The sequence below is a fragment of the Sphaerospermopsis reniformis genome, from assembly GCF_005402885.1.
Classification (GTDB): Bacteria; Cyanobacteriota; Cyanobacteriia; order Cyanobacteriales; family Nostocaceae; genus Sphaerospermopsis; species Sphaerospermopsis kisseleviana.
On record NZ_BJCE01000026.1, the window covers coordinates 1 to 21,863 of the forward strand.

The window sequence follows — 21,863 nt, forward strand, 5'->3', positions numbered from 1 at the left end:
TGGAACTAGAGTTTTTATAGACTCGGCAATTTCTCCCAGTGTCCGCAGTTGTCCTAATTCTTCTGGGTTAGGTCTAGGTAAGTCGGGATAAAGTTCTAAAAGTCCTCCTAAAATTTCTACCCTTTTGATAGAATCAATTCCTAAATCTGCCTCAATATCCATTGATAAATCTAACATTTCTACAGGATAACCTGTTTTATCACTGACGATATTGAGTAGAGTTTGACTGAGGGTGGAGGTATCTATATTAATTGGAGTTGTGGGAACGACGTTAATAGTATTTGATTTCTCTTCTAACTTCTCCTCTGGTTGGGGAGGGGAAATAAACCTCTCCCCTAACCCCTCTCCTACAAGGTGAGGGGAAATATTCAAATCATTTTCTTTAATTAAGCTTTTTCCGTTTTCTTGTGCTTTTAGGAGATGGTGAGGAAGAGGTTGAGAAGGAGATTGGTTTTGATTTATATCATCAGTAATCTGCCAAAAATCATAATGTTGTTGCAGTAATTGAAAGTAATTATTGGCGTAGTCTTGTTGATAGTTGAGATATTTTTCATGAATGCGGATAGTTTCAGCTTGATGATCATGCAATCGCATTATGCTACGTTCGCAACTAGAAATTGCTAGTTGTTGTGTTTGCGCTTGATGTTCATTTCTTGCGTCATTTGCTAACAATGAATATTGTTGTTGCATTAATTCATAAAATGTCTTTGTGTACTCTGTTTGATTTTGCAAAGATTGTTCATGTGCGTGTGTAATTTCACTTTGTTGGTGAGTAAATTCTGCTAATGATTGTTCTAATCTGTCAATTACTCTGTCATAATTAGAAAGTTGAATTTCAACTTTTTCAGGTTGTTCTATTGTTTCAGGTTGTTCTATTGTTTCAGGTTGTTCTATTTTTTCTAATTGGCCGTTACTATCTTTATTCACAGTCTTACCATTACTGCTTTTTTCTACTAACAATTCCTGATTTTTGGGGACGGTAATTTTGATATCCGCAACTGGTTGTGGGTGATGTTCATTAACTTTTGCTGTTTCCGCTTTGATAACATGACCATTTTCTAAGGCTTTAGCAAATGCTTTTTGTGCTTTGTCGGTAATATTTGTACTATTCAAACGCACATTCAAAATTTTCTTTTGATCCTTTTTATTAACTTCGGGTATTTTAGTTTCAATCTGATATGGATCTAGATTTTGCAAAGGTATACCAGCAACCCGCAATTGTATGACTGCTTCTCTTAATACCAAATCGCTATTTTTACGATAGTTCCCATTTAAAGCTATAGCTATATGGGGTTTTTCACCTAAAATTTCTTTTACTAAGTTGGTGAGAACATTTTTAGGTCCAAACTCAATAAAGCAATAACCACCAGCCGCATATATATTCTCAATTTCTTGTTGAAATAACACCTGATTTAACAAATGTTGTTTGAGAATTTTTTGCATTGCTGCGGGTTGATTGGGGTACAATTCCCCTGTGACATTAGTATAAACGGGAATCTGCGCTTGATTAAAAGTTACCTTTTCAATTGCTTGGGCAAAAGGTTTCTGGGCATGGGCTACTAATGGTGTATGAAAAGCAGCGGAAACTCCTAATAAAAATGTCGAAAATCCTTTTTCTTGCAGAACATTTTGTACTTTGCTAATTTCTGCTTTCTTCCCAGCTAATACTACTTGATTTGGAGAATTACAATTAGCAATAGCAACCTGAGGAAAGTCTTTAATTAATTCCGTTACCTGACTGACATTACCTTTAACTGCCAACATTCCCCCGGCGTCAATTTCTGTGGGTGTGGCCATTGCTTGTCCTCTAGCTTTGACCAAGAAAAAATAATCTTCTTCACTTAAAACACCCCCCGCCCACAAAGCTGTTAATTCTCCAAAACTATGACCAGCAACAAAATTTGCTTTCAAACCTGCTTGTTGTAATATCTTGTACAAACCTGTACTAAAAGCGCCAATTGCCGGTTGTGCATATTCGGTTTTTTGCAGTGTTTCTAGTTGCTTTTGTTTATATTCTGGTTCAAAAACTGGCGGCGGAAATACAACTTCGGATAAAGAGTTTAACCCATCTTTACAAAACAAATTATCTATCTGATTATAGGTTTGACGTAAGTTAGGAAAGTTAATGACTAATTCCCGTCCCATTTCCAAATATTGCGAACCTTGCCCAGAGAACAAAGCCACTATTTTTCCTGTAGTTTCTATTCCTTTTTGTCGGTAATAAATTCCTTTGGGATGTTCCCAAGATTCAGATTGCGGTTTATTTTTTAGTAAGTCAATAATGACTGGTAAAAATTCTGTTGCTTGTGTCAAAGATGCTGCTACAAATCCCACTCTGGGATAATTGATGGGAATTTCTAATTGTTCAGATTCTGTAATTAGTTGTTGATAATGTTGTTCTTTATTTTCTGATTGTAGTTGTCGTTGGATATTCTCACAGCGAGATAATAATTCTGCGGTTGTGGGTGCAAATAAGAGGATGGATTTTGCAGAATTGTGTAAACGATACGAGTGTTCATGTTCATTGGTGTATTCCTCTAAAACAACATGATAATTTGTGCCTCCAAAACCAAATGCACTTACTCCAGCGCGTCTGGGTTGGTTACTAATCCAAGGTCTAGTTTCTGTGTTTAAATAAAATGGTGAATTTTCGATATTCAGTTTTGGATGTGGTTTAGTAACGTTAATTGTTGGTGGTAATACTTTATGATGTAATGCTAACGCTGTTTTAATTAAACTTGCTGCACCAGCGGCGGCTTTGGTGTGTCCAATTTGGGATTTAACTGTTCCCAAAGCAATATATTGTTTTTTGGGATTGTTGTCACTAAAAACTTCAGTTATGGATGTAAATTCTGTGGGATCTCCTACCATTGTTCCTGTGCCATGTGCTTCAATTAAACCCACAGTTTCTGGTGAAACACCGGCATTTTCATAAGCACGACGGAGGGCTTTTACTTGTCCTTGGGAATGGGGGGCGTAAATGCTTTTATATTTGCCATCGCTGGAACTGCCGATACCTTTAATGACTGCATAGATGCGATCGCCATCTCTCACTGCATCATCCAGGCGTTTGAGTACCACCATTCCCACGCCTTCACCTAACATCATGCCATCAGATTCTGCATCAAATGGTTTAACTTTTTCTCCCGGAGAAACCGCAGGAGTTTTACTAAAACACAGATAGGCAAAAATCGAATTATCAGTATCAACTCCGCCGGTTATCATCATGTCGGCGCGATTTTCAACTAATTCGCTAATTGCCATTTTTAATGCACCTAAAGAACTGGCGCAAGCAGCATCAACTACACAATTCATACCGCCTAAATCTAGTCGGTTGGCGATACGTCCAGAAATCACATTAGCTAACATTCCGGGGAAGGCGTTTTCTTCCCATTGTACATAAGCACTTTTAATTTTCTCAATTACTTTTTGGGTATCTTCATCCGATAAACCGCTATTTTTCAAAACTTTTTCCCACACTGGATATTGCAATCTTGAACCTAAAGGTACTGCTAATTGTCTACCAATTGCTACACCTAATATTACCCCAGTGCGATCGCGGTTAAATTCTCTAGATTCACTATAACCTGCATCTTCCATTGCTGCTTTCGCAACTACCAAACCTAATAATTGAGAAATATCTGTCACCTCTAAAATATTTGGTGGTAAACCAAATTCCATCGGATTAAAATCAATATCTGGGATAAATCCACCCCGTTTACAGTAAGTTTTGTCTGGTGTTTTGGGATCAGGATCATAGTAATCGTCTATATTCCACCTAGAAGGAGGAACATCAGTAATACAATCTACTTTTTGAATTATTTTTTCCCAATATTCCTGTAAATTTTTAGATTGAGGAAATATCGAAGCCATGCCAATAATTGCTATGTTACTTTGTTGCAATTGGCTATTAATTTTACTGTCTAAATTGGTGTGATCGTTTTTGTGATCGCGCATATTTTTTTTCACCTTAATAAGCTTGAGCAAAGCCTTTTCACAATTACTAACTTCATTTTGCAATTGTGCTAACGCAGCTTCAAATTTGGCAGCAGCCATGACAATATCTTTGTTTCTTGTGCGATTGAATTTTTTTGAGAAAGTTGTTATTTAAATTTGGTAAAATGCTTTGCTCGGCGGCTCAAGCAAGGATAGTTTCATAGAAAAAACTTAATCCTCTTCCCTGTAACTTCAAATTGCCGCTAACTTATCTTGATATTAGACTGGTGACAAATCTTTTACAACTTATATGCAACTTAGATGCAACTTAATCAAGTTGGATGAAATCTAAGTTTGCTTGAGCTTGAGATATATTAATTCGTGAGCTTTTTGCTTATCCAATTACTATCAAATTTAGCTGATGATTTTTATTTGATTACAAAAGTTGCATATAAATTGCATATCTTTGAAGGTAGGGAATAGGGAATAGAAAGAACAAAAAAATATCAGGTAACAACAAGGATATTTATTCAACCAGTTATTCACTGATGGAAGTATTTTTACAAGTTTGTGAATTTTGCATCTATCCCAGAGCAGATTTTTTATCTTATTTAAATAAGTTTTAAATAATATTTAAATTACCAACATCTTTAATAATTGATGAAGCTATATTTTATCAGAAGAGAAAAACATCTGTAATTTTAATAACTACTGGCTATATCTAAAGTATGAGACTAATCATTTTTTTGATTCAAAAAGCGTTTAAATTAGGTATTTAAGTATCAAATGCAAATCAACTATATTGATGAATTTTCAATCTGTCAAGCTACGTGCAAATTTTCTTGAATAAATTTGTTGCATAGGACTTGAAATTGATCATTAATCAGTTTATTGTGTGTGATTGAATGATGTAAATGTAAATCCATGCTGTTCGTTTAACGTAGTGGGTAGATCCAGAATTTAGGTGGAGTGAATATATAAATTCACTTTATTAATTCATCAATCTATCCACTCTTAACCGCCCAGTATTGCAGTAAAAATTCATGCGATTTAACCAGATTGTGTGTAGATTGTGTGTAAATTTCTGCAAAATGGTAATTACAAGAAACTATAAGGGCTTGCTGGCATGAGACTATCTGAATTAGATCCACTCATACCGCTAAATGAGTTGAGAGAAGAACTGCTGAAATTACCAAAAGGCTACTCTTTTTATGAAGATGAATTGGTAGAATTTCTATCACGACGTAGATGGCCAGAGAGCGATCGCCGAATTGATAGAACAACTTTTTGGCGGTGGCGCAACGACAACGGAATTGAACATCAAAAAGTATTCAGCCGCTTGGATATCCTTAAATTGTGCCAAATTTGTGATCATTATCGTGTGGATGGAACTCGCAGTGAATACTTGGCGATTATGAAAAAGAAAAAAGAAGTGATGCTCAACAAATAACCATGCACTTTACAGGTGCAGAAAATACTAAATAGCTCTGCTCACAGCCGATACAGCTAAGGAATTGATGGATATATATCCATCTTCCTAGCTCTATCTTTACCAAATTTATCAAATATTAATAACCACAAAAAACATAAGAATTCAGGATTTAGGAGTTAGGAGTCAGGAGTCAGAATGTTTGATCAATTGGTTGATTATCAAAAAGTAATTATTAGCGTAACCGTTAAAAAGCTGACTGCTGACAACTGAATGCTGAGGTTAAGTTGCACCAACATTATCAGGGAATGCTATCAAGTGTACTGCTCTATCTCTTTGATTGATTTTATTGATCGAGATAGCAGCTTCTATTAACCCCATGAGGGGAAAAACAACGTGCTAATTGCCAATTCAAAAACATAATTAAGGGCATAATTAAAGGCATAATTATGGTACACAAAGAAAAGCAGTCATTCGCAAACCCTGTAAATTGGTTGTCAATAACTTTGGCAATGACTACAGTTGTAGCTACTGGCGTAGTATATTTTTACAGTCTTTCACGTTTTAATTCCAAATCTAAATCAAACGAACCAATTCCTATCAGCAGTCCTAGTCCAATAGTGACTGCTGTTGCTGCTTTAGGACGTTTAGAACCTCAAGGAGAAATTATTCGTTTGTCTGCTCCAGGTACACAATTGGGGGGTGTAAGAGTAGCTAAACTTTTGGTAAAAAAAGGTGATGAAGTTCGTGAAGGAAAAGTATTAGCAATTCTTGATAGTTACGCTCCTAATCTAGCAGCTTTAGAAAAAGCTAAACGACAAGTACAAGTTGCTGAAGCTAATCTGAAAAGAGTAGAAGCTGGAGCAAAAAAAGGTGATATTTATGCCCAAAAAGCAACAATTGCTCGTTTAGAAGCTGAGTTAAGGGGTGAAACTTCTGCACAAAAAGCAACAATTGCTCGTTTAGAAGCTGAATTAAATAATGCAGAAACAGAAAATCAAAGATATCAGAAATTATATCAAGATGGTGCTATTTCTGCTTCAGATGCTGATACTAAACGCTTACGCAAGGATACTGTACAACAACAATTAAATGAAGCCAAAGCTGCCTTCAATCGAACTGTAGAAACGTTGCAAAAACAGTTAAATGAATCCCAAGCTAGACTTGATAGTATTGCCGAAGTTCGTCCTACCGATGTGCAAGCAGCGAAAGCAGATGTTGAAATTGCCAAAGCATCTGTTAAACAAGCTCAAGCAGAACTAGATTTAAGTTCTATCCGTTCACCAATAGATGGACAAGTGTTAAAAATTAATGCTTGGCCAGGAGAAATAATTGGTAGTAATGGCATTGCTGAATTAGGTAATACTCAACAAATGTATGTAGTCGCAGAAGTCTACGAAACTGATATTAAAAAAGTGCGTTTAGGTCAGTCCGTGGAAATTACTGCTGATGCTTTTACAGGAAAAATTCAAGGCACAGTTACAGACATTGGTTTGCAAGTTGGTAAACAAAATATCTTTAATAATAATCCCAGTGCTGATACAGACAACAAAATAGTTGATGTCAAAATTCGTATTAATGACCCAAAAGACAACCAAAAAGTCGCAGCTTTAACTAACTTACAGGTTGAGGTAATGATCAAAATATAAGCTAATAATTCAGGAGTCGTAGGGGCGAAGCATTCGGAAAATAACCTGTGATAAAAATTGATAATTGTTCGCCCGAATGCTGATGCTTCCAGCACGCTTCGCGAACGCCCGTAAAGGAGTCAGAATCTTTAACAATTAAAAAGCTGACTGCTGACATTTAATCATTCTAATGTATAATTTTAGAGGTTTTAAATATGATTTTGAATATACCTCTAGCTTGGCTACAATTAGCTAAACAAAGAGTTCGCTTTTTTGTAGCTTTAGCTGGAATTGCTTTTGTTGCTGTTTTGATGTTTATGCAAATCGGTTTTCAAGACGCTTTGTATGCTAGTGCTACACAATTGCATAAAAATCTGCAAGGAGACTTATTTTTAATTAGCGCCCAATATAGGTCTTTAACTTCTAATCAAAGTTTTCCCCGCAGTCGTTTATATCAAACTTTAGGTTTTGCAGATGTGTCAGCAGTTGATCCTTTATATGTACAGTTTGCTAAGTTCAAAAATCCCATTAATGGGCGTAAGTATCCTATCTATGTATTAGGATTTGATCCAGTAAAATCAATCTTTAAATTACCAGAACTGCAAGATGATTTTCAGTCACTGCAAATACCTGATCAAGTATTTTTTGACCGTGCTTCACGTCCAGAATTTGGACCAATTGCTGAATATTATCAGCAAAATAAACCTGTGACTATGGAAATATTTAGTTATACAGGTTTAGTAGGTTACAGAGTTAAAGTTAGTGGTTTATTTAGTCTCGGTCCTTCCTTTGGAGTTGATGGTAATTTAATTGTTGGTTCTTCTACTTTTATGCGAATATTTGCTGGGCGAGATGTGGATGACATAGACATAGGTTTAATTCACCTCCAACCTGGTGCTGATTCCAAAAAAGTTTTGACAAATTTATCAGCTAAGTTACCCAAAGATGTTATCGTTATGACTCGTAAAGAATTTATTGAATTTGAAAAAAGTTATTGGACTTTAAGAACACCGATTGGATTTGTATTTAACTTGATGGTGATCATGGGTTTTGTGGTTGGGGTAATTGTTGTTTATCAAATTCTTTATAGTAATATATCTACCCATTTCGTTGAATTTGCTACTCTTAAAGCAATGGGTTTTAAAAATAAATATCTCTTACGAGTGGTTTTTCAACAGGCTTTAATTTTAGCAGCTTTGGGTTATATTCCCGGTTTTGCTATATCCTTGGGACTTTATGATATTGCCAAAAACGCAACTCAGTTACCCATTACTATGGATATGAACAAAGCATTAATAGTGTTAATTTCTGCTATTGTCATGTGTTTAACTTCAGGATTTTTCTCTACCAATAAATTACGCAAATTAGATCCAGCAGAAATTTTCTAATTAATATTTCAGGAGTCAGGAGTCAGAATGTTGGTGAAACCAGGAATAGAAAGAAAGCTTTCAGAGCTTATGATAATTATCTAGTTAGACTGGAAAATATGTTATTTTTCGCTAGTCTGGATTCCAATACTTTTCTTCTAATAACAACGAAATCACGTAGGTTGGGTTGAGGAACGAAACCCAACTTTTACAAGCGTTTGTTGGGTTTCACTTTGTTCAATCCAACCTACAACAACTCTTAACCGAACAGTATTGTTCTGGATTCTGAATAGTTACTTTGATCAACCCATATAATATTATGGATTTTATGGAATCAAACGCAATTTTAGAAATTAGTAACCTCAATCAATACTTTGGTACAAGCAAATTAAAAAATCAGATATTATTTGACATTAATTTATCAATTAAATCTGGTGAAATTGTCATTATGACTGGTCCTTCTGGTTCAGGAAAGACTACTTTATTAACTTTGATTGGCGGTTTGCGTTCTGTACAAAAGGGAAGTTTAAAATTTATTGGAGAAGAATTATGTGGAGCAGGAAATAATAAATTAGTGCAAGTCCGTCGCCAAATAGGTTATATTTTTCAAGCTCATAATTTACTTGACTTTTTAACAGCTAGACAAAATGTACAAATGTCTTTAGAGTTACAACCAAACATTTCTGAATGGGAAGGTAGAATGCAATCAGAAGCCATGCTTCATGCTGTAAAATTAGGCGATCGCATTAATTATTATCCATCTGATTTATCTGGTGGACAAAAACAAAGAGTTGCTATTGCTCGTGCTTTAGTTAGTCATCCTAAATTAGTTTTAGCTGATGAACCTACCGCAGCTTTAGATAGTAAAACAGGTCGAGATGTTGTTAATTTGATGCAAGAATTAGCACGGGAACAACATTGTGCGATTTTAATGGTGACACATGATAACCGCATTTTAGATATTGCTGATCGAATCATTCACATGGAAGATGGTAAGTTAATTAAACAAGTTTCATAACTCTTTCAATGAGTAAACAATTTCAACGATAATGTCTCTACAAGAATGAGGAAATTTTCAGGTTTAAATTATGTCTTTTGGTGGATAAAATCTCTACTTTGAGAATGAGGTAATAATTTTACCATTTATGTAAAGTAATTTATGTAAAGTATAGGAATGTCATGGTCAGATACCCGAATTCTCCAAGAATTCGGGTATCTATCCACTGACCTACTTATCTTTTAAATTGTCAATTTACATTTGAAATTCACATTAGACAATTCACATTTTAGATTCACAATTAATTGTATTATGGTGCAAGATTTACTTATTTGCTTACAAGAAGCAACTTTATATTTTATATTTAGAAGGTCATGGCTTCCTAAACATCCTGATGAATGTTTTGTAAATCTTCCCTGTGGATGTCAAAATCCTGGAAAAGAAATGAAATGTGAAGATTGTCCATATTTAGAAAGTTGCTTCTCTAGTTGGAAATTACATCAACAATATCTGCAACAAAAGACAAAATTCAGCAGTTTAAGAAGATAGTAAACTAGCAGAATTTACATCTAAACATAATACGGCTTGTGGTTGTGTTCGCAAAATAGAAGCTGGGCAATTTGTGTTAATTGACTCATGTAATATCTCTTTAACTATTTTGGCTTTGCGTGTTTCTGGTGCTAAACAAATAATTTTTTTAGCTGCACAAATCATAGGTATGGTTACAGTAAAAGCATACTGGGGAACGCTTTCTAAGTTGGGGAAATATCCGGTTTTCACTTGTTGCTGACGGTTGACTTGATCTAGTTTTACTAATTTGACACTAGCAGCATCTTCAAAATTAGCAACTGCGGGATCATTAAAAGCTAAATGTCCATTTTCTCCCACACCAAGAAGACACAAATCAATGGGTTGAGCTTTTAATAATTTGGTATAGCGATCGCACTCCCCAACAGGTTCTAAAGCATCCCCTTCTATATAGTAAAATTGCTTTGGAAATACCCGTTTTTCTACACGCTCCCGCAAATAATACCGGAAACTTGCAGGATGATCAGCATTAATTCCTAAATATTCATCAAGGTGAAATAAAGTTATCTTTGACCAATCTATCCCACCTAAAGTAATTAAAGCATCCAAAAATTTAAGTTGAGAATTTCCTGTAGCTAATAATAAAGCAATTGTCTCCTGTTCTTGCAGCAGTTTATATAGATACTTCTGTACAATTTCAGCAACATCCTGCGCCATTTCTGTTTCCGATTTATAAATCTGCACCAGGAGATCCTCGACATGAAAAGATGTTGTAGCAGTATTCATAATTTATTGACAAGATAAAAAAAGAATGTGGGGATTTTATGGACTCATTTACGCTAAACTAAGTAAATTAACTTAATAGTTGTTTACATTTTAGCAAAAAAATCATGCTGACAGTAATTCTCTTTGATCTAGATGGAACTATTGTCAATACTGATCCTATACATTACCAAGCTTGGAGAGAAATGCTGTTAAATCACAGCATCGAAATTGATGAAACTTTCTACAAATCCCGCATTAGTGGCAGAATTAACCCAGAAATTGTCAAGGATATTTTACCACATTTATCATCAGCAGCAGGTGAAAAATTTGCAGATGAAAAAGAAGCTCTTTTCCGTCACAGTGCTTCCCACCTGCAACCCCTAGCTGGTTTTTCTGAACTTATAGAATGGACCAAAACACATCAAATAAAACGCGCATTAGTAACCAATGCTCCCCAGTTAAATGCGGAATTTATGTTGGAAGTTCTGGGAATTAAAGAAGTTTTCCATACTATTGTTTTAGCAGATGATTGTCTAGCAGGTAAACCCGATCCTGAACCCTACAAAGTTGCTCTCAATAAGTTAGGAATTACAGCAGAACAAGCTATTGCTTTAGAAGATTCTCCTTCTGGTATTCGTGCTGCTGTTGCTGCTAATATCCCCACTATTGGTATCGCTTCTACCCATGATCCCCAAGTCTTACAAAATATGGGGACATTCATGGACATTCCCGATTTTACTGATTTGCGTCTATGGACTTTCCTTAATTCCTCAATAACAGTCAATTTAGGTCAGTTATCATCTACATTTTGATGAATTTTTGAGATTTTTAATACAGGTAATTCCCTTAACTCCTAACTCCTAACTCCTATTTATTAATAGGGGTTTTACTTTGCCATATTTGTTCAAATTCTGCCTCGGAAATTTCAAATTCCTCAATATCCTTATCATCTAATTTTTTATCGCATAGCATTCCATAATCATCGGATGAATGGCTTTTATCATAGAATAATACATTGCCATTTTCATAAACTTCTATTTGTCTACGAGCATATAAATCACTATCAATTTCCATAAAGTACGTACTACGACCCCAAGAATCATATTCACCCCCAAGTGATACATCCCAAGACCATTTGTAATATTTCTTTGTTTTTTGTAATGTAGTCATATCGCAATCCTCTTTCATTTGTGTTTCATTTGTAATATTTTGCATGGTCTAGCCATACTTATTTTTCGATGCAGGTAACGGACAATAGGTAATAGATTTTCTCACATAATATTTAGGACTGCTATAGTGATTTCACTCCTCATCTACGGACATTTACCTTAACTGTTGTAAATTATGAATAAAACATCTACAATATCTATTGTATACATTAGCTAGGTAAAAAAAACATGAAATTTGCTAATAATTAAGAAGATTATACTTGAAATTAAGCAATGTTTCTAGTCTGAGTATTTACAACAGCGTATTGCTGGTAAATGAAGTAAAAAGCAAAGTAAAAAGCGATTTAACAAGAGGATTTTACTCCTGACTGCTGACCTCTGCTTTTGCTAATTAATATTATTTCCCTTACTTCCATTAAGATTTTGCCCAGCATATTTTTACCACTACCATCAGATCCACAACCCCAATAATAATCTATCGGTGAGTTTTCTACTATTTCCTCATTACCTGTGGACAACAAAATCTCCCTAATATCTGCATGGGTAGAAAACTTACATAACACCGCTTTTCGCATAATATCATCTTTTACGTCTTCCCAATCTGAACGTAAGGGACGACTTCTTTGCCTACCCATTTTTGCAGCTTCTTTGGGTGTTTTAACAAGACGAATTTTTTCTAAATGTGTTGTACCAATAAACTTTTGTGCTTGAAAGTAATGTTCACTTGTAAACCAATATAAATTATCTAATGCAAATCCATGTGGTGAAAAGTTAGAAAAACAACCATATTGTTCACGAGTATGATAAAAGTAGATTGTCATGAAAAATATCCCTGTAAAATGATTCTTTTTTTCATATTGAGAATGCAGTAATTTTATATTATATTGTTGTATAGTTAAATTTGCTTGCTACTGGTTAACTCTCTAGGTTCATAGTGACGGCAGTTTTGACAAGGTCCACTAGGGTTGACAGCACAACGGACGTAACCAGATCGAGCATTAAATTTACAACTAATATCACCTATTAAATAGCCTACACCTTCTAAATAATAGCGATCGCCTTCGTCGATATGTTCAGCGCAATCGTCTTGAACTGGTCTTATATATGATTCTATCTGGGAATAGTTAAGAGTTACTTGTCTCCTCCGTGCGCTTGTCCGTTGCTGGTTTTTGTGAAGTACCCACAAGGACCATAGAGACGGCAAAAAACCAATGAAAAGCAACAGTATTGTTTTTAACATTTTTAATTTACCTCATTTTGACATTGATTTTTTCTCAAATCTCATTTATCTCGTTGCCAGTCTCTGACTGGAAATGTTATCACAAATCACATAAGTTGTAGCTATCAGCAAAACGTAAGTATTCAGCTAACTGATTACTGATAGCTGAATACTTACTAAGTATCCGTCAATTGTTTAACATGAGCAGAGAAGTGAGCATTTCTTAAAGATTGCATAGTTAAGAAAGAATCTTGTACCCAATATTTCTTACCAAAACGCACCAGTTGACGAGAATTTCCTGCCTGAATAATACCAATTACAGGAACTTTTGCTTGATTATTGTCACCTGATTGTTCTGTTAAAATTGAACTTAAATGACGCTTGACTTCAATATCAGCAGCTTCCTGTGGATTTAATTCCACTACTACCATCTGCACTTTTTCAACTTGTTCGGCATCTTCAACAATAAATTGAGTTTGTTCATCTCGTTTATCTACTTTTCCCCAAATGATTAATCTGGTATCTATTTCCAATAGTGAATTAACTCGTTCATAAATTTTAGGAAAAACCACTGCTTCTGATGCTGTTGTTAAATCTTCTATTTGTAAAATTGCCATTTGCTCACCTTTTTTAGTCATCACTTTTTTCACGTGATTGAGCATAACAACTGCACAAATCAATGTTTTATCTTTTTGTTCTCCCAACTGTGCCAAATTAATTGGTGAGAGCAAAGAAGATGATTGTTTAATATTTTTCAGAGGATGGGCGGATACATAAAAACCTAATAATTCTTTTTCCATCCGCAACTTTTCCTGTGGGGGATAATCTAAAACTGTTTCAGCTTTAGGTGCAGATTCAAAACCATTGTTAGTTGTTGTTGGATTACCATTATTACCAAATCCTCCCCCCATCAAATCAAAGAGATTTCCTTGCCCAATGGCTCTATCTTTAGCACGGGATTGCGCCCATTCATAGACTAATTCTAAATCTTTAATCAATTGATGGCGGTTAGGTTCTATTTTGTCAAAAGCTCCACATTGAATCAATGATTCTAAAGTACGGCGGTTAACAGCACGTAAATCAATGCGATCGCAAAAATCAGCCAGAGATTTAAATACTCCTCCTTCGGTTCTTGCTTCTAAAATACAGGCGATCGCATTTTGTCCCACATTTCGCACTGCCGAAAATCCAAATAAAATCTTATTATCTGCGGGGGTAAAATCCAAACCTGAGCGATTAATATCCGGCGGATCAATTTCAATTCCCATAGTTGTGCAGTTGTTCAGATATTTCTGCACTTTATCTGTATCACCACTGTTAGCGGTTAACAGTGCTGCCATATATTCTAATGGATAATTAGCTTTTAAATATGCTGTTTGATAAGTGACATAACCGTAAGCTGTAGAGTGGGATTTGTTGAAACAATTAGAGGCAATGAAACCATTTTTAATGGCGAAATTATGATCTTTCTCAACACCAATATCATAAACATTGGCTTCACCTACGTATTGACGGGAAACTACTTTAACCATATTACTTAGCTGTGATAATTTGTTCTATTATGGCATGATCAAGCTAGAACTAAAAGCAGACTTTTCTGATGAATGATTGAAGATTGTTATAGTGTAGGTTAGAAGAGTTTTTCAACACCATGACTATTGCTAAATCTCCCCCGAATTTACCATTGTTGGAAAATGGCGATCGCCTGGATCGTGCAGAGTTTGAACGTCGTTATACTGCGACACCCGATGTCAAAAAAGCTGAATTAATAGAAGGTATTGTATACGTGGCTTCTCCTTTACGCTTTACACCCCATGCTAAACCACATGGCGACTTGATAGGTTGGTTATGGACTTACAAAACTGCTGTTGGTGGGATAGAGTTGGGTGTTGAACCCACTGTCCGCCTTGATAATGACAACGAACCTCAACCCGATGTAGTGTTATTTAGAGTAGATGGGAATGCCATAATTGATGATGATGGTTATATTGCCGCTGCGCCAGAACTAATAGTAGAAATTGCCGCCAGTACCGTTTCCTATGATCTCCATGATAAGAAACGAGTTTATCAACGGAATGGTGTAAAAGAGTATATAGTTTGGCGAACTTTTGATCAAGAAATGGATTGGTTTGTGTTGGAAGATAGTAAATATATAGAAATGAAACCGGATGCAGAGGGAATTATTAAAAGTGTAGAATTTCCGGGTTTATGGTTGAATGTTCCGGCTTTGTTAGGTGGAGATATGCAGCAGGTTTTGAAGACTTTAAATGAGGGTATTTCTCAAACAACCCTAAGTTAAGAGATTTCTATTTGTTGAAGTTTCTCAATTAAATCCCCACGTCGGAATGTAGCCGAAAGTTGTTGTAAAGAAATATCCTGACTGCCATAAAGTTTTTGTAGTGCTTGTTGAATATCTCGTACTGAATCATTAAAATAATCCTCTCCCTTTTGATCGATCAACAAATTAGCATCATGAAAATTGCGGTGGTTAATTTGCTCTATTTGAAGATTCATTTCATGGAGAAGCCTTCGCCCCATTTGCATGGCAAGCTAATGCTCGAACTTGGGGAATATATCCATCTCTAATTAAGCTACGGGCTTCTTCTACCTTGGTAAGTAAGCGTTGATTAATATGTTCTAATTTTGCACCAGGATCAAACAGAAATCGAATTGCATTGATCAGAGCATTGATTCCATTTTCAGGAAAATTCGCGTTTCCTTGTAAATCATTTTTGTACTTTGCTTGAAATAAACTAACCGTAAACTCTCCATCATGTTCTTCAGAAATGTGCATGGCATCTACACCAAAATCTCCACCGCCTTCCATTAAACAATCAAAGGTATGAGAATCATCTAAATCGAGAATAGTTTGCACACAAAAATATACAAATGCCAAAGATTTAAGTTTGCCAGGATCATTAATACGTAATTCTTCAGCAGCTTGTCGTCGAATGGTATCAATCAATGAATTCAAACGTTGATCAATAATAGAAGCATTTATATTCATAATTTTTAGGGACTACAGTAAATTAATTCAGGCGATCGCTTTCCCCCGATAGGTTGCTTTATTTAACTCAAGTGGAAAGATGAGCAATCTCACTATTTTAAGAAATATTTTGCCACTGTTCAGCTTTAATAAACCGCGATAAATGACCAATATTAGTGGTGGCAATCACAACATCTGGAACTCCTAAAGTTATTGCCTGCGCCACCAAAATTATATCACCATCAATTGTTTTGTCTCCTGCTGTCGGCTGCCCTTTTTGACGGGCTTTTGCCCAAATTTATGCGGCTTTTTGCATTGCAGTTGTTGTAATTGGCAGATACTCAAGGAACTTGGCTAAATCATCTAAACGTGCAATTCCCTTGATTTTATTTGCTCGTAATAACTCACGTCGAACCTCATAATCTGCAATTTCTGGAATAATCACTCGACTTCCTGAATTAATGTGATTTTGAAGCCATCTAGCACATTCTATACTCTCAGGCGATAGCTTGGGATTAGTAACTAAACCAAGGGGACCTGTATCCAAAATAATGACTTGGTTCACCAGGTAATCCCCTTCATTTCAACGGGAAACAGTGGCTCTCCTAGAGTGGTTATGGTAATTTAATAAAAAATAATGGCTAAAACTATTATCATGCAAGGATTACACTAATCCAAAACAATAGATTTAATAAAAATTGATTTTGATTTTATTGAATCTCTTGATACATAATGAACTTAACCAAGTATTAAGTGTTAAATGGTCATATCTAGTCTAGGAGAGCCGAAACAGTTTGCGTTCAGATAACCGATCATTATCCAAAGCATGAATTAAATATTCACCTGTTTCTTGCTGTTCTGACTCATCTTCATCATCTATCCAAGATTGGATAAGGTTAACAGCTTCGGCTTGCTTTTGTTTTAATAAAATAGAATTTGTTAAAAGTTGCAATGCCATTGCTTCTACAGAAAGTCCATGCTGATTGGCTTCTTGTAAAAGATATTGCTCTAGGTCTGGTGATAGATCAAGGGTTAGTGTCATAGGTATTTTGAGGATAAACTTTTGTGCTGTTATAGTTGATTTTATTCTATTTTAGGTCAAGGTTAGGTTGAGCGATACCTATGCCTTCGGCACGCGACGCGAACGGTGAGCTTTGCTAACGCTTTCTCACCATAGATTGTTTTCTTTAACTCAAGATAATCGCATTTACTCACTGTAATTAGCTTCTGATACTCAACCTCATTAATTTCAAAAACTTCCTGTTTAACTACTTGATCCAGAATTAAATTTTCAAGAAAATGACCATCATTATCATCTAATTGATTAAGGCTATTACGAATTTTTACCGTCCATAGGGATGAATTTTTATCAACATTTTTAGTGAAAGACAAATGCTCCCAAACTCTATTATCATGAATTGGAATTGTCTTTTCTTTAGGTAGCCACGCCAGAGGCTTAACTTTGAAACGAATTACATAGGGATCAGTTTCATCGTTAGGAACAAAGATAGGAGTGTCGCCTATTGAGTATTTATCTTGAACTTCAAGAACACCTATCCACCTGGATTGTTTATTCATATAACAAATGAACTTATCACCAACTTTAATTTTATCTGCGGCTTTTTGCCTCTTCTGACGAAAGCCAGCAAGATCACGAGGTGATTTTGAGAATGCTTCATAAGTGTCTGGAGAGAATATCAGGACTTACGCAAAAGGAAACGAAAGTAGGGGTAATTCATGAATTACCCCTACGCAAGAATAAGGTTTTCAGTCACATCTTGCGTAAGTCCTAAATATATTTACGTAGTACGCCAATTTTTAATACTCCTTTGAGTTGCATGATCTTAAATAAATGGTATGTAAAAAAATATCATAATTTTTCATCTTCTATAAGGTTGTGCTGTAATAAGGTTGGGTATAACCCTGTAATGCTTGACATTGAACGTACATAGAGTAGCCCCTCTACCGACAGCACAAGCGCCAATCAAAGCATCAAGTAACCCTAAATTATCTGATAAGTGATAGGTGGTAAAATTGGATAGAGCGATCGCACAGTCAACTTCAGTAGGCCAAATTACAGGTAAGGGAGCAACAAGCTTGAGAGTATCGCGTAACCGTTGGCTATTTTGAGAATTTTGAATAAGTTCCATAACCACAAAACCAGGAACGCTAGGTATTTCTAAAAGACCAGAAAACCAAGCAATTGCTGGAGCATGACCACGTTGAATATCAATCAAAATATCTGTATCCAATAAGTACATAAAACTTACCTATGCTCGCTCCCGTGTTTCAGCCTGATGACGCAACTCACGAGCATAAACTTGACTATCAGTAATATCAGGACGGGAATTAATTACGCCTTCATTTTCCCAATATGCAACCAGTTCTGCTCCCGTCTTCGGTAAATTATCTGCAACTTTTCTGGTAGATAAAATATGTAAAATATATTCAGACAAAGGTAAATGAAGTTTTTCAGCTTCTGTATGAAGTTCCTTTTCTAATTCTGGTGGTAGGTTCAGGTTAATACTCATCTTGCTCTTTTGTTTAGTTTTAATTTTCATTTATTGATTAAGCTTATCTCACAGCATATCTTGTCTTTTGCCTAACATCAGTATAATTTAACATCATCCACCCCTCTCAAACCCCTCTCCGCGCCTCCGCGTGCCATAAACCCTACCAACCAACAAAACACCACCCTCACACCTGTAAATGCTAAAATCAATGACTTGAATGATAAAGAGAAAAATTATTTATGGCATCCATTAACGAGTTGCACAAACAGCTAGTAAAAAAAGAACGTTCAGCCGTTGAAATCACCCAAGAATCCTTAAACCGCATTGAAGCACTAGAACCAAAACTGCACAGTTTCTTGGCTGTCACTGCACAACAGGCACTAGAACAAGCTCGCGCTGTCGATGCAAAAATCGCTGCTGGGGAAGAAATCGGTATCTTAGCAGGGATTCCCATCGGTATTAAAGATAATATGTGTACCAAGGGCATTCGCACCACCTGCGCTTCTAAAATTCTGGAAAATTTTATCCCACCTTATGAGTCTACTGTCACCCAAAAACTCGCTGATGCTGGGGCAGTAATGGTTGGTAAAACCAACTTGGATGAGTTTGCTATGGGTAGTTCCACAGAAAACTCCGCTTATCAAACTACCGCTAACCCTTGGGATATTGCCAGAGTTCCCGGTGGTTCTTCTGGTGGTTCTGCTGCTGCGGTTGCTGCGGAAGAATGTGTGGTTTCTCTTGGTTCTGACACTGGGGGTTCTATTCGTCAACCAGCTTCTTTTTGCGGTGTGGTGGGAATGAAACCGACTTATGGGTTAGTTTCCCGTTATGGGTTGGTAGCTTATGCGTCATCCTTGGATCAAATTGGACCATTTGGTAGAAGTGTGGAAGATGCAGCGATTTTATTAAACGCGATCGCAGGTTACGATCCCCAAGACTCCACCAGTTTAAAAGTCGAAATTCCTGATTACACTGCCAATTTAACACCAGATTTAAAAGGGAAAAAATTAAAGATTGGCGTGATTAAAGAAACCTTTGGTGAAGGTTTAGATCCAGAAGTTGAAGCAGCAGTAAATAAAGCGATCGCCCAACTAGAAAGTTTAGGCGCGGAAGTTCAACAAATTTCCTGTCCTCGTTTCCGTTACGGTGTTCCCAGTTATTACATTATTGCCCCATCAGAAGCATCAGCCAACCTCGCCCGTTATGATGGTGTAAAATACGGCGCACGTGTGGAAGATGCAGATAACTTATTATCAATGTACACCCGCACCCGTGCAATGGGATTTGGTACAGAAGTCAAACGCCGGATTATGATTGGTACTTATGCCCTCAGTGCCGGTTATTATGACGCTTATTATTTAAAAGCGCAAAAAGTCCGCACATTAATCAAAGAAGACTTTGAAAATGCCTTTGCTCAAGTTGATGTTTTAGTCACTCCCACCGCACCCACCACAGCATTTAAAGCCGGGGAAAAAATCACCGATCCTTTAAGTATGTACTTGAATGATTTAATGACAATTCCTGTTAACCTTGCCGGTTTACCTGGAATTAGTGTACCTTGTGGTTTTGACAGCAAAGGTTTGCCAATTGGATTACAATTAATTGGTAAAGTATTAAGAGAAGATCAACTTTTCCAAGTAGCTTATGCTTACGAACAATCAACAGATTGGCATTTGCAAACAGCGAAAATATAGCAATCCTAAATGATTTATCAACAACAAGATCCCCAAATTTTCTAAGAATTTGGGGATCTTCCTAATATTTTGGGTTCTTAATTATTCCAGGACACCAACACCACACCCGCATTACCATAACGGACAGTCAAAGACTTTTTTGCCTTCCAGGTTTTACGATCTCCCTTGCTGAAAATTCCCTCAAATTCAGTTTTCCCATCAGCTTTTACTTGTAACAATGAATTACCTTTAAGTTATCAAGAAACTACAACATCTGAATTGGAAATAAAGGTTTTCTGACTACGTTAATAATCTATATTAGTTCCCTGTTCCCCATAGCCTATTAGTAATAATTATGAGTTTTGGCGGTTAATAGTCGAAAATGATACCTGAAAATCCGGATGTCGCAATTAATCACAGAAGAAATGACACAGGTAAAATCACTTTTCCCTCTAGCACCTGGAGAAACTGAGATCATGACTATGGCATCTGCGTACTTATTCAACATACCTGGCAATCCTACTATTCAAATTAGTAAAGATGAATTGCGATCGCTACTGAGAGAGATAGAATCTGAACTCCATCGCAGTAAAGTTTATCGCCTAGCGGTGGCTAACGTGCAAAAATTACTTGGTGCATCGGATGAACAAGCCAAAAATTTATTTAAAGCTGTCGGTAGAGAAGCGATCACCTTAGCATTTAAGCAATTTGCCAGCAAACAACAGGAATTTACAAATATCAATATTCAGGAAGATGGCACGGAGTTATCAAATGCAAATCTAGAAGAATCTAGTAACTCACTACTCACCTTTAAAAGTTCTGCATCAAATCCACAAGTAGGATTGGTGGATATAACTCAAAACAACTCACCATCCACATCTGAATCTAAATCTGATCACCCTCATGTAAAAGTAAATGTTGTAGGAAATAAAACCATGGAAGAAACACCGAAAACAACAACACCCATTAAATGGCTTTGGCAAAATCAAAAACTTTCTAAAAGTCAAATACTAGTAAAACAAGCAGCTGAACAGCGGTTAGAAAGTCTACGTCAAATTGGAGAACAACTCAGACAAGCAAGGCAATCTCAAGGAATAACACTGCAAAAGTTAAATATTTATACTCATATATCAGTTCATCAAATGCAAGCAGTGGAAAATGCTGATTTAGATCAATTACCAGAGGATATTTTGATTCGTGGTTTTATCCGCGTCATGGGAAATGCTTTAGGATTAAATGGCATAATTTTAGCTAATTCCTTACCCGTCTCAAATCAATCTAAATCCGTTTTACCATCCTGGTATCAAACCAAAAAATCTCCTGGACAATTAAATTTAGAAATAGGTCCTATACATTTATATGTAGGCTATACAGCCCTTGTAGCTGGGGCAGTCGGTGGATTATCCTTAATTTCTCAGCAAGCAAACGATCAAGCAGTGCAAAATTCCCAAGTGATTATTCCTACATCTTCATCACTATGTAAATCAAATCAAAAGAGGGAAGCAAATGTTAACCAAGGTGTCAAGTCTCATCATACTGGTGTCTGTCTTGGATCTGAAATTTCTCCACCAGAAGCATTGTAGTTAAGCATGAATGAAAATCAATTATATTGATACAATGAAATTCTCACTAATATCAAGATTCAACAAACGT

22 protein-coding genes are annotated in these 21,863 nt (G+C 36.0%); 8 read left to right on the forward strand and 14 right to left on the reverse strand.

Features of this window, described 5'->3' with window-relative positions; translation table 11 throughout:
- Positions 1-4,056 (reverse strand): type I polyketide synthase (locus FFR48_RS05905; protein ID WP_137666699.1); only part of this gene is annotated, 4,056 nt, incomplete at its 3' end.
- Positions 4,057-5,062: 1,006 nt separating this feature from the next.
- Between FFR48_RS05905 and FFR48_RS05910 the strand changes: the two genes are divergently transcribed.
- From FFR48_RS05910 to FFR48_RS05925, 4 genes are all read left to right on the forward strand, one after another.
- Positions 5,063-5,386, forward strand: coding sequence for a hypothetical protein (locus tag FFR48_RS05910; RefSeq protein ID WP_096565517.1), 324 nt, complete (start codon positions 5,063-5,065; stop codon positions 5,384-5,386).
- A gap of 428 nt (positions 5,387-5,814) precedes the next feature.
- Positions 5,815-7,014 (forward strand): ABC exporter membrane fusion protein, encoded by a 1,200-nt coding sequence (locus FFR48_RS05915; protein WP_137666700.1) that lies wholly within the window; start codon positions 5,815-5,817, stop codon positions 7,012-7,014.
- Positions 7,015-7,208: 194 nt separating this feature from the next.
- Entirely contained in the window at positions 7,209-8,381 is a 1,173-nt protein-coding gene (gene devC / locus FFR48_RS05920) for an ABC transporter permease DevC (protein WP_096565513.1), read from the forward strand.
- 307 nt (positions 8,382-8,688) lie between these two features.
- Positions 8,689-9,378 carry a DevA family ABC transporter ATP-binding protein gene (locus tag FFR48_RS05925; protein WP_137666701.1) on the forward strand — a complete coding sequence of 230 codons (690 nt, stop codon included), beginning with the start codon at positions 8,689-8,691 and terminating at the stop codon, positions 9,376-9,378.
- Positions 9,379-9,894: 516 nt separating this feature from the next.
- Here FFR48_RS05925 and FFR48_RS05930 read toward each other — a convergent pair.
- Complete coding sequence (locus FFR48_RS05930) at positions 9,895-10,671, reverse strand: glucosamine-6-phosphate deaminase (protein ID WP_096565509.1); 777 nt, start codon at positions 10,669-10,671, stop codon at positions 9,895-9,897.
- 104 nt (positions 10,672-10,775) lie between these two features.
- On the opposite strand from FFR48_RS05930, the gene FFR48_RS05935 reads away from it, so the two are divergent.
- Complete coding sequence (locus FFR48_RS05935; RefSeq protein WP_137666703.1) at positions 10,776-11,462, forward strand: HAD family hydrolase; 687 nt, start codon at positions 10,776-10,778, stop codon at positions 11,460-11,462.
- 55 nt (positions 11,463-11,517) lie between these two features.
- Here the strand turns inward: FFR48_RS05935 and FFR48_RS05940 are convergent, their stop codons facing one another.
- The 4 genes from FFR48_RS05940 to FFR48_RS05955 form a co-directional block, all read right to left on the reverse strand.
- The gene (locus tag FFR48_RS05940) at positions 11,518-11,820 is read right to left on the reverse strand and encodes a DUF6881 domain-containing protein (RefSeq protein WP_096572556.1); all 303 of its coding nucleotides are present in this window, start codon (positions 11,818-11,820) and stop codon (positions 11,518-11,520) included.
- Positions 11,821-12,163: 343 nt separating this feature from the next.
- Positions 12,164-12,640, reverse strand: coding sequence for a riboflavin biosynthesis intermediates N-glycosidase (gene ybiA / locus FFR48_RS05945; RefSeq protein WP_137666704.1), 477 nt, complete (start codon positions 12,638-12,640; stop codon positions 12,164-12,166).
- Between the two features lie 74 nt (positions 12,641-12,714).
- The gene (locus tag FFR48_RS05950; RefSeq protein WP_137666705.1) at positions 12,715-13,059 is read right to left on the reverse strand and encodes a DUF6464 family protein; all 345 of its coding nucleotides are present in this window, start codon (positions 13,057-13,059) and stop codon (positions 12,715-12,717) included.
- Positions 13,060-13,214: 155 nt separating this feature from the next.
- A complete protein-coding gene (locus FFR48_RS05955) occupies positions 13,215-14,570 on the reverse strand; it encodes a helix-hairpin-helix domain-containing protein (protein WP_137666706.1) in 1,356 nt (451 codons plus the stop codon).
- Between the two features lie 119 nt (positions 14,571-14,689).
- On the opposite strand from FFR48_RS05955, the gene FFR48_RS05960 reads away from it, so the two are divergent.
- Positions 14,690-15,337, forward strand: a complete 648-nt coding sequence (locus FFR48_RS05960; RefSeq protein ID WP_137666707.1) for a Uma2 family endonuclease — start codon at positions 14,690-14,692, stop codon at positions 15,335-15,337.
- Here FFR48_RS05960 and FFR48_RS05965 read toward each other — a convergent pair.
- The 7 genes from FFR48_RS05965 to FFR48_RS05995 form a co-directional block, all read right to left on the reverse strand.
- Positions 15,334-15,552 (reverse strand): hypothetical protein, encoded by a 219-nt coding sequence (locus tag FFR48_RS05965; RefSeq protein ID WP_137666708.1) that lies wholly within the window; start codon positions 15,550-15,552, stop codon positions 15,334-15,336. The genes FFR48_RS05960 and FFR48_RS05965 overlap by 4 nt on opposite strands.
- A gap of 1 nt (position 15,553) precedes the next feature.
- A complete protein-coding gene (locus tag FFR48_RS05970) occupies positions 15,554-16,045 on the reverse strand; it encodes a hypothetical protein (protein WP_201277581.1) in 492 nt (163 codons plus the stop codon).
- A 277-nt stretch (positions 16,046-16,322) separates the two neighbouring features.
- Positions 16,323-16,589: a PIN domain-containing protein gene (locus FFR48_RS29290; protein ID WP_137666709.1), complete on the reverse strand. Its 267-nt coding sequence runs from the start codon at positions 16,587-16,589 to the stop codon at positions 16,323-16,325.
- Positions 16,590-16,799: 210 nt separating this feature from the next.
- Positions 16,800-17,066 (reverse strand): hypothetical protein, encoded by a 267-nt coding sequence (locus FFR48_RS05980; protein ID WP_137666710.1) that lies wholly within the window; start codon positions 17,064-17,066, stop codon positions 16,800-16,802.
- A 62-nt stretch (positions 17,067-17,128) separates the two neighbouring features.
- Positions 17,129-17,602 (reverse strand): hypothetical protein, encoded by a 474-nt coding sequence (locus FFR48_RS05985; RefSeq protein WP_307722508.1) that lies wholly within the window; start codon positions 17,600-17,602, stop codon positions 17,129-17,131.
- Positions 17,603-17,904: 302 nt separating this feature from the next.
- Positions 17,905-18,285 carry a PIN domain-containing protein gene (locus FFR48_RS05990; protein ID WP_137666712.1) on the reverse strand — a complete coding sequence of 127 codons (381 nt, stop codon included), beginning with the start codon at positions 18,283-18,285 and terminating at the stop codon, positions 17,905-17,907.
- 9 nt (positions 18,286-18,294) lie between these two features.
- Entirely contained in the window at positions 18,295-18,555 is a 261-nt protein-coding gene (locus tag FFR48_RS05995; RefSeq protein WP_137666713.1) for a hypothetical protein, read from the reverse strand.
- Positions 18,556-18,776: 221 nt separating this feature from the next.
- On the opposite strand from FFR48_RS05995, the gene gatA reads away from it, so the two are divergent.
- On the forward strand, positions 18,777-20,231 hold the full coding sequence (gene gatA, locus FFR48_RS06000) for an Asp-tRNA(Asn)/Glu-tRNA(Gln) amidotransferase subunit GatA (protein WP_137666714.1): 1,455 nt from the start codon (positions 18,777-18,779) through the stop codon (positions 20,229-20,231).
- Positions 20,232-20,308: 77 nt separating this feature from the next.
- On the opposite strand, the gene FFR48_RS06005 is transcribed toward gatA, so the two are convergent.
- Positions 20,309-20,449: a DUF4115 domain-containing protein gene (locus FFR48_RS06005; RefSeq protein WP_137666715.1), complete on the reverse strand. Its 141-nt coding sequence runs from the start codon at positions 20,447-20,449 to the stop codon at positions 20,309-20,311.
- A 162-nt stretch (positions 20,450-20,611) separates the two neighbouring features.
- Here FFR48_RS06005 and FFR48_RS06010 point away from each other — a divergent pair, with 162 nt between their 5' ends.
- A complete protein-coding gene (locus tag FFR48_RS06010) occupies positions 20,612-21,793 on the forward strand; it encodes a helix-turn-helix domain-containing protein (protein WP_236104004.1) in 1,182 nt (393 codons plus the stop codon).
- Positions 21,794-21,863: the final 70 nt, after the last annotated feature.

What these genes read in the sequence shown, in the direction of transcription:
- FFR48_RS05935 (WP_137666703.1), top strand. Translation starts at nt 10,776, where the DNA reads ATGCTGACAGTAATTCTCTTTGATCTAGATGGAACTATTGTCAATACT.
- FFR48_RS05930 (WP_096565509.1), bottom strand. Translation starts at nt 10,671, where the DNA reads ATGAATACTGCTACAACATCTTTTCATGTCGAGGATCTCCTGGTGCAG.
- FFR48_RS05950 (WP_137666705.1), bottom strand. Translation starts at nt 13,059, where the DNA reads ATGTTAAAAACAATACTGTTGCTTTTCATTGGTTTTTTGCCGTCTCTA.
- devC (WP_096565513.1), top strand. Translation starts at nt 7,209, where the DNA reads ATGATTTTGAATATACCTCTAGCTTGGCTACAATTAGCTAAACAAAGA.
- gatA (WP_137666714.1), top strand. Translation starts at nt 18,777, where the DNA reads ATGGCATCCATTAACGAGTTGCACAAACAGCTAGTAAAAAAAGAACGT.
- FFR48_RS05925 (WP_137666701.1), top strand. Translation starts at nt 8,689, where the DNA reads ATGGAATCAAACGCAATTTTAGAAATTAGTAACCTCAATCAATACTTT.
- FFR48_RS05965 (WP_137666708.1), bottom strand. Translation starts at nt 15,552, where the DNA reads ATGAATCTTCAAATAGAGCAAATTAACCACCGCAATTTTCATGATGCT.
- FFR48_RS05995 (WP_137666713.1), bottom strand. Translation starts at nt 18,555, where the DNA reads ATGAGTATTAACCTGAACCTACCACCAGAATTAGAAAAGGAACTTCAT.
- FFR48_RS05915 (WP_137666700.1), top strand. Translation starts at nt 5,815, where the DNA reads ATGGTACACAAAGAAAAGCAGTCATTCGCAAACCCTGTAAATTGGTTG.
- ybiA (WP_137666704.1), bottom strand. Translation starts at nt 12,640, where the DNA reads ATGACAATCTACTTTTATCATACTCGTGAACAATATGGTTGTTTTTCT.
- FFR48_RS06010 (WP_236104004.1), top strand. Translation starts at nt 20,612, where the DNA reads ATGTCGCAATTAATCACAGAAGAAATGACACAGGTAAAATCACTTTTC.
- FFR48_RS05955 (WP_137666706.1), bottom strand. Translation starts at nt 14,570, where the DNA reads ATGGTTAAAGTAGTTTCCCGTCAATACGTAGGTGAAGCCAATGTTTAT.
- FFR48_RS05940 (WP_096572556.1), bottom strand. Translation starts at nt 11,820, where the DNA reads ATGACTACATTACAAAAAACAAAGAAATATTACAAATGGTCTTGGGAT.
- FFR48_RS05970 (WP_201277581.1), bottom strand. Translation starts at nt 16,045, where the DNA reads ATGAATATAAATGCTTCTATTATTGATCAACGTTTGAATTCATTGATT.
- FFR48_RS05980 (WP_137666710.1), bottom strand. Translation starts at nt 17,066, where the DNA reads ATGACACTAACCCTTGATCTATCACCAGACCTAGAGCAATATCTTTTA.
- FFR48_RS05990 (WP_137666712.1), bottom strand. Translation starts at nt 18,285, where the DNA reads ATGTACTTATTGGATACAGATATTTTGATTGATATTCAACGTGGTCAT.
- FFR48_RS05910 (WP_096565517.1), top strand. Translation starts at nt 5,063, where the DNA reads ATGAGACTATCTGAATTAGATCCACTCATACCGCTAAATGAGTTGAGA.
- FFR48_RS05960 (WP_137666707.1), top strand. Translation starts at nt 14,690, where the DNA reads ATGACTATTGCTAAATCTCCCCCGAATTTACCATTGTTGGAAAATGGC.
- FFR48_RS05985 (WP_307722508.1), bottom strand. Translation starts at nt 17,602, where the DNA reads ATGAATAAACAATCCAGGTGGATAGGTGTTCTTGAAGTTCAAGATAAA.